This window comes from Coprobacter sp. (assembly GCF_982436375.1).
Window position 1 is genome coordinate 1 of sequence record NZ_CEWDCG010000269.1, and the last position, 3,202, is coordinate 3,202.

1 protein-coding gene is annotated in these 3,202 nt (G+C 42.4%); it reads left to right on the forward strand.

From position 1 onward, the window contains the following. Positions 1-3,121, forward strand: a 3,121-nt coding sequence (locus AC1WHX_RS11465; protein ID WP_481229397.1) for a glycoside hydrolase family 3 C-terminal domain-containing protein, incomplete at its 5' end; no start/stop codon positions are given. Positions 3,122-3,202: the final 81 nt, after the last annotated feature.

The window sequence follows — 3,202 nt, forward strand, 5'->3', positions numbered from 1 at the left end:
GTCTCATCATGAAAGGATTAAGGATCTGCTTTCCCGTTTGAATGTCTCTGAAAAGATTTCTCTTTTGCGGGCAACATCTCCGGCTATTCCTCGCTTGGGAATCGATAAATATTATCATGGGAACGAAGCCTTGCACGGAGTTGTTCGTCCCGGAAAGTTTACGGTATTTCCTCAAGCTATAGGTCTTGCCAGTATGTGGAATCCTGACTTTTTGCAAGAAGTGTCGACGGCTATTTCGGATGAGGCCAGGGGACGCTGGAATGAGTTGAATCAGGGTAAAGACCAGACGGCAGGTGCCAGTGATTTGTTGACATTTTGGTCGCCGACGATAAATATGGCACGAGACCCTCGTTGGGGACGTACGCCGGAAACATACGGGGAAGATCCTTTTTTAACCGGTACGCTGGGAACAGCATTTGTTCGGGGACTTCAAGGAAATGACCCTAAGTATATTAAAGTAGTATCGACTCCGAAACATTTTGCCGCCAATAACGAAGAGCATAATAGAGCGAGCGGTAATGCTGTAATATCGGAGCGTGATTTGCGGGAATATTATTTCCCGGCATTTGAAAAGTGTATTAAAGAGGGGCAGGCACAAAGTGTCATGTCGGCGTATAATGCAGTAAACGGAATTCCTTGTACGCTGAATAAGTGGTTGCTGACCGATGTATTACGGGATGATTGGGGGTTTGACGGTTATGTCGTTTCGGATTGCAGTGCTCCCGAGTATATTGTATCGCAACATCATTATGTCGATACTTATGAAGAAGCGGCCTCGTTATGTATAAAGGCCGGATTGGATCTGGAGTGTGGAGATAATGTCTATATCACTCCATTGTTGAATGCTTATAATCGGGGTATGGTAACCATGTCCGAGATCGATTCTGCTGCGTATCGTGTGTTGAGAGGTCGCATGCGGTTGGGGTTGTTCGATGATCCGAATGAGAATCCGTATAATAAAATATCTCCTTCGATTGTGGGATGTGAAAAACATCGTGAATTGGCATTGGAAGCTGCCCGCCAAAGTTTGGTGTTATTGAAAAATGACAAAGATATGTTGCCGATACAGACCGATAATATAAAATCGATAGCGGTAGTCGGTATAAATGCTGCGAATTGTGAATTTGGAGATTATAGCGGAACGCCTGTAAATACTCCTATTTCGGTTTTGGAAGGTATAAAAGCCCGTATAGGGGATCAGGTAGAGGTGAAATATGCTCCGTGGGTCTCTCCTGCATTGGAATATACCTTGATCGGAAAGTCTGCTTTCCCGAATGGATTGAAAGTCGAATATTTTGGTAATGCAAATCTTTCAGGAACTCCGAATACGCGTATTGAAGATTATCTTCTTTTTGATCCCAAAAATCGTCCGCCTGATCCTTTAGTTCCCGGAAGTCCGATGTCGATTCGTTGGACAGGGGAATTGATTGCTCCCGCTACGGGTCAATATACGTTTGCGTTTACATCGGATGACGGATGTCGCCTGTATCTTAACGGGGAAAAATTGATCGATTCTTGGAGAGTCCGTTCTGAGGAAACAGACTATGTAACTGTTTCGTTAGAAAAAGGAAAAACGTATGAATTGAAAGCTGAGTATTTCGATGATGGAGGAGAGGCGATTGCTAAATTGGCTTGGAAAACGCCTGTTTCTAAAGCGTTTGAATATAATCTGATCGGAAAGTCTGCTTTTCCTGACGGTTTGACTGTCGAGTATTTCAATAATATGGATTTATCGGGAATGCCGAATACCGATACGGAAGAATCTATTTTTTTCGATCCGAAAAATCAGCCTTCCGATCCTTTAATTCCCAGAGGGAAAATGTCTATTCGTTGGACCGGAAATCTGGTTGCTCCGGAAACGGGACGTCATACGTTCGCATTTACGTCTGACGATGGATGCCGATTATATCTTGACGGTAAAAAGTTGATCGATTCTTGGAAAATTCGTGCAGAAGAAACCGATTATGCAAGTGTTTATTTAGAAAAGGGCAAGACGTATAAGTTGGTAGCCGAGTATTTCGATAATGATGGTGAAGCGATCGCAAAGTTGGCTTGGAGAACCCCAAGTACAGATTCTGAAAGTTTGCTCGATGCTTATGGAGATGCAGGAGAAATTATTCGGGGGAGTGATTTGACTATTGCGGTTTTGGGAATAGATCGCACTATAGAAAGGGAAGGCCAAGACCGATCGACGATAGAATTGCCCGAAGACCAGCAAATATTTATTGAAGAGGCCTATAAAGCTAACCCGAATACAGTAGTCGTATTGGTTGCCGGCAGTTCTTTGGCTATTAACTGGATCGACCAAAATATTCCGGCAGTATTGGATGCTTGGTATCCCGGAGAGCAGGGCGGAACAGCAGTCGCTGAAGCTTTGTTCGGAGATTATAATCCGGGAGGACGTCTTCCCTTGACATTCTATAATAGTTTGTCAGATCTCCCGGCTTTTGACGATTATAATGTAAGGAATAATCGTACTTATATGTATTTTGAAGGAAAACCTTTATATCCGTTCGGGTATGGATTGAGTTATACCGATTTTGCGTATCGAGGGTTGGATATAACTCAAGATGAGGAAAATGTAACGGTTAAGTTCTTTGTATCGAATACGGGAAATTATGACGGTGATGAGGTCGCTCAAGTATATATTCAGTTCCCTGATCAAGGAACGATTTTGCCGTTGAAGCAGTTGAAAGGTTTTAAGCGTGTGCATATCTCCAAAGGGCAAGAGACGGAAATAACGGTGCGAATACCTAAGAAAGAATTGCGTTTATGGAGCGAGAACAATTCTGAATTTTACACACCTGAAGGAAATTATATATTTTTGGTAGGAGCATCATCCGAAGATATTCGTTTGCAACAGGTCGTTCCTATTCGATATGTCAATGCTCTTGATACGGAATTACTTGAAGGAGTGCAGATTTTTTCTCGGGATCATCGTATCGTGGTGATTGCTGAAAATCCGGTAAGATTGGATATATATAATGTGGACGGGAAACTGGTTCATTCCGGGCAAAATATTTTTGGAAGGAATGAAGTTTCCGTACCGACAGGTAATTATGTCGTAAAAGTTACAGGTGAAAACGGGAAAATTTTCTCTCTTAAGATTACCGTGTCGTAGTTGAAGGCGATTAATTTGTAATAAGGCGTTTATCATGTAGATAAATGCCTTATTTTTTCTATTTATTGACCGGTTTATGTT